Annotated in this window: 4 protein-coding genes; 1 reads left to right on the top strand and 3 read right to left on the bottom strand. The window is 62.3% G+C overall.

The genetic code is table 11. From position 1 onward, the window contains the following. Positions 1-269 precede the first annotated feature (269 nt). Positions 270-1,916, bottom strand: a complete 1,647-nt coding sequence (gene groL / locus AC1DYI_RS27905; protein ID WP_477207379.1) for a chaperonin GroEL — start codon at positions 1,914-1,916, stop codon at positions 270-272. Positions 1,917-2,044: 128 nt separating this feature from the next. Next, positions 2,045-2,335: a co-chaperone GroES gene (groES, locus tag AC1DYI_RS27900; protein WP_477207378.1), complete on the bottom strand. Its 291-nt coding sequence runs from the start codon at positions 2,333-2,335 to the stop codon at positions 2,045-2,047. A gap of 650 nt (positions 2,336-2,985) precedes the next feature. On the opposite strand from groES, the gene AC1DYI_RS27895 reads away from it, so the two are divergent. Beyond that, entirely contained in the window at positions 2,986-3,984 is a 999-nt protein-coding gene (locus tag AC1DYI_RS27895) for a GIY-YIG nuclease family protein (protein WP_477207377.1), read from the top strand. Between the two features lie 161 nt (positions 3,985-4,145). Here AC1DYI_RS27895 and AC1DYI_RS27890 read toward each other — a convergent pair. Continuing rightward, on the bottom strand, positions 4,146-4,345 hold a 200-nt coding region (locus tag AC1DYI_RS27890), incomplete at its 5' end, for a transposase domain-containing protein (RefSeq protein ID WP_477207376.1).

The raw sequence follows: 4,345 nt of genomic DNA, 5'->3' as shown, positions 1-4,345 counted from the left end.
GGGCTGGCTGCGCCGCTTTCGCGGTGTGGCTACCACCTACCTGCACCACTACCTGGGTTGGTTCAGGGCTGTTGACCGCTGCGCGCCGCGCCACCTACCTCCGGAGCAGCTCCTCAGCCTCTCCCTCGGCCGATTCGCTCATCCATAGGCAACGCGCAAAGAGCCAAAAGAAAAGGCCACCTCGCGGTGGCCCTTTCGATTCGAGCGGAAGCTCGGGCGAACCTGTCGCCGGTGGGTGACCCTGCGCAGGCAGGGTCGCCCGTCCGGCTTTACATGTCCATGCCCATGCCGCCCATGCCGCCCATGCCACCAGGCATGCCGCCGCCAGCAGCTTCTTCCTTCGGCGCTTCAGCAACCATCGCTTCGGTGGTCAGCATCAGCGACGCGACGGACGCGGCGTTCTGCAGCGCGGTGCGGGTCACCTTGGTCGGGTCCAGGATGCCCATCTCGATCATGTCGCCATACGTGTCGTTGGCGGCATTGAAGCCGTAGTTGCCCTTGCCGGCCAGCACAGCATTGACGACGACGGAGGCCTCGCCACCGGCGTTGTAGACGATCTCGCGCAGCGGGGCTTCGATGGCCTTCAGCACCAGCTTGATGCCGGCGTCTTGATCGGCGTTGTCGCCCTTGATCGTGCCAGCGGTTTGGCGGGCGCGCAGCAGCGCGACGCCACCACCGGCCACGATGCCTTCTTCGACGGCGGCACGGGTGGCGTGCAGCGCATCTTCGACGCGGGCCTTCTTTTCCTTCATCTCGACTTCGGTGGCAGCACCGACCTTGATGACGGCCACACCGCCGGCCAGCTTGGCCACGCGCTCTTGCAGCTTCTCGCGGTCGTAGTCGCTGGTGGCTTCTTCGATCTGCACGCGCACTTGCTTGACGCGGGCTTCGATGTCGGCAGCGGCACCGGCGCCATCGATGATGATGGTGTTTTCCTTGCCCACTTCGACGCGCTTGGCCTGGCCCAGATCAGCCAGCGTGACCTTCTCGAGCGTCAGGCCGACTTCTTCGGCGATGACCTTGCCGCCGGTCAGGATGGCGATGTCTTCCAGCATGGCCTTGCGGCGGTCGCCGAAGCCCGGGGCCTTGACGGCGACGACCTTCAGGATGCCGCGGATGGTGTTGACCACCAGGGTCGCCAGCGCTTCGCCTTCGACTTCTTCAGCGATGATCAGCAGCGGACGGCCAGCCTTGGCGACTTGCTCCAGCGTCGGCAGCAGGTCACGGATGTTGCTGATCTTCTTGTCGAAGAGCAGAACAAACGGGTTGTCCAGCAGCGCCGATTGCTTCTCGGGGTTGTTGATGAAGTAGGGCGASAGGTAGCCRCGGTCGAACTGCATGCCTTCGACGACGTCGAGCTCGCTCTCGAGCGACTTGCCGTCTTCGACGGTGATGACGCCTTCCTTGCCGACCTTGTCCATCGCGTCGGCAATGATCTTGCCGATGGTTTCATCGCTGTTGGCCGAGATCGAGCCGACTTGAGCGATTTCCTTCGAGGTGGTGGTCGGCTTGGAGGCCTTCTTCAGCTCCTCGACCAGCGAAGTCACGGCCTTGTCGATGCCGCGCTTCAGGTCCATCGGGTTCATGCCCGCGGCCACGTACTTCATGCCTTCGCGCACGATGGCCTGGGCCAGCACGGTGGCGGTGGTGGTGCMGTCGCCAGCGATGTCCGAGGTCTTGGAAGCGACTTCCTTGACCATCTGGGCACCCATGTTCTGGAGCTTGTCCTTCAGCTCGATTTCCTTGGCCACCGAGACACCGTCCTTGGTGACGGTGGGGGCGCCGAACGAGCGCTCGAGCACGACGTTGCGGCCCTTGGGACCCAGCGTGACCTTGACCGCGTTGGCCAGGATGTTCACGCCTTCAACCATGCGGTGACGGGCGTCTGCGCCAAAGATGACGTCTTTTGCTGCCATGTTGATTTCTCCGAATTCAGTTCAGTGATGCGTGGTGGCGACCCACTCTTGTCTCCGGCTGGCCCTGCGGGCCTTAACTTGGCGGAGCCAAGTTAGCCTGTGACGGAAGTAAATCGCCTGCAGGCGATTTACTTCTCGACGACTGCGAACAGGTCGTCTTCCTTCATGACCAGCAGCTCTTCGCCATCGACCTTGACGGTCTGGCCCGAGTACTTGCCGAACAGCACGCGGTCGCCAACCTTGACATTCAGGGCCACGAAGTCGCCCTTGTCGTTGCGCTTGCCCGGGCCGACAGCCAGCACTTCACCCTGGTCGGGCTTCTCGGCGGCGTTGTCGGGGATCACGATGCCCGAGGCAGTCTTGGTTTCTTGTTCCAGGCGCTTGACGATCACGCGATCGTGCAACGGACGAAGCTTCATTGCATCTCCTTGGTGTGCTTGCAGTAAGTCGGGGTGCCGAGTACCAACGAAGTTGGCACTCATTCACATAAAGGCATCTGCGGGCAGATGCCTGTGAAAGGCGGCTCGATCCGCTGGCTATTAGCACTCCTGCGGATCGAGTGCTAACAAGCATTATAGGGATCGAGGCGGAGCTTTCAAGGGCTCGAGGCGAGCCCTTACAGATGTCGGTTTCCATTCGCTGCCGAATTCTTTTCACTCGCTGCAGAACTGGAGCGGGCGGCCGCGGATGCTGTGGACGTGGAACCGGGTCGATTTCGAGCGAGCGGTGCCCGTAGGCTACCGGGCGTCTGGGCAGGACAGGCGAGGGGAGTGGCAGGGTGGCGCTCTGCAAGCACAACGGTGGCCCCGCTGGTTCAGAGGTCGGGGCCTAAGTGATCGCTCCAAGATCTGCCGACGTAGACAGGGCGAGCGGTGGGAATAGTCCAATCAGATCGGGTTGGTGAAGACCCTAGCCCGCTTCGCGCCCTAACTCGCCCTGCTCGCATCTAAGCTGCCGTGGCAGACGGCGTGTTCACGCCCTGCAGCGATCTCGTCTCGCTTCCAGCCGTCCCGGAGCCAAAGTGATGGCGGCGATGGCGGTCGCCGGGGCGCCCTCACCGAGACGACTGATGAAATCTCATGTGTATTTGCTTGCGCATCGAAACGGCAAGCGATTCAAGATTGGCAAGGCGAACGACATCATCGAGCGAGCCCGCTGCTTCGGCCTTCGCGAGCTTGACTGGGCCAGCTCGGTAGGCCTAGTCCTGCGAAGTACCGATGAAGCGCTGCGGTTGGAGCGCATCCTGTTGCGGACCTTTGCGGACTGGCGGCTCACCGCAGAAGAAGTTCTCGATGACGATGGAGCGCAGAACGGTGCAACCGAATGGATGCGAAGTGAATGCCGAAATCGTGTTGAAGCCTTCTTGCAGCACATCGAGGACGTCATTCCGCACAGTCGGATATGCGGTGATTCGCTTAATTGCCAAGTCAATTCACTTATCGAGCCTGTCCTTCAAGCGAAGGTGGAAAGAGAACGGCGCGGCCACGAGAAGCGAGAGCGCGATGCCCTGCGGGCGACGCTTCGGCGAGCTCAGGCCCTGGCCTCACGCGCGGCGCTCGAGGCGGCCATGTCAAAGGCGCGAGACAACTTCTGGCGAGAACTGGCACGTCATGCCGGCAACGGATCCATCGTTGGCATGGCACTCGAAGACTACGGCTGGAACCTGATTCTGTTGGACGAGAAGGTCGGTGAACACCTTTGGCAGGCGGAGATTCAAGACACCAAATTCAGCTGGCCTGGTGGCGCGGGCGGTCTCGTCGACTCCGTCGCAGAGTACGAAGTCGGAGACGCTCGTGTCAGCATGGTGAGTTTGGGTAGCTGTCTCTACGAGTACTGGCCATCCCGCGACCTTGCGGAAGGTGTTCTCGGCCGGGTCGTCTCATTCCTGAGATCGCTTCTGATTGTCGACTGTGGCCAGCTCAAGTCGACCCTGTGGGAAGGCGTCTGGGACGGCGAAGACGAATGGCTTGCGCAAAAGCATGGACGCGTCGTGCAAGCCTTCGTTGATGACCACTTGCCAACCCTTCAGCAGCGAAGGGCAGCGCGGCTGTCTGCTGTTTTGTTCTAGGCGCGGCGCGGAAAGAGTGGACTAAAGATCCTCAACGTCGGCGCGGCCCTTGAGCACCGGTTCAGGGAGGCCAGTTGGCGGCGATAACCCTGACTTGAAACCCGCTTCAGACTGAGCTGAGTAAGCGTCCGGCAATCCCGTCTTGGAGACGAGCAGGCAGTTCAGGCTGTGGCGCCCAACGGCTGCCAGCGATGCGGCAGCAGCTCCACGATGCGGCTGGCGGGCTGCGTGGGCAGCCGCTCAAGCACGTCGCGCAGGTACGCGTAGGGCTCGTGCCCATTGAGCCGCGCCGAGTGCACCAGGCTCATGATCGCGGCGGCCCGCTTGCCCGCACGCAGGCTCCCCGCGAACAGCCAGTTGT

This window comes from Ideonella sp. P3_A4 (genome assembly GCF_056403075.1).
This window is presented reverse-complemented; position numbering and strand designations above follow the sequence as displayed.

Bases quoted from the DNA above. Each gene is read 5' to 3' on its own strand.
- groES (WP_477207378.1), bottom strand. From the start codon at position 2,335: ATGAAGCTTCGTCCGTTGCACGATCGCGTGATCGTCAAGCGCCTGGAA.
- AC1DYI_RS27895 (WP_477207377.1), top strand. From the start codon at position 2,986: ATGAAATCTCATGTGTATTTGCTTGCGCATCGAAACGGCAAGCGATTC.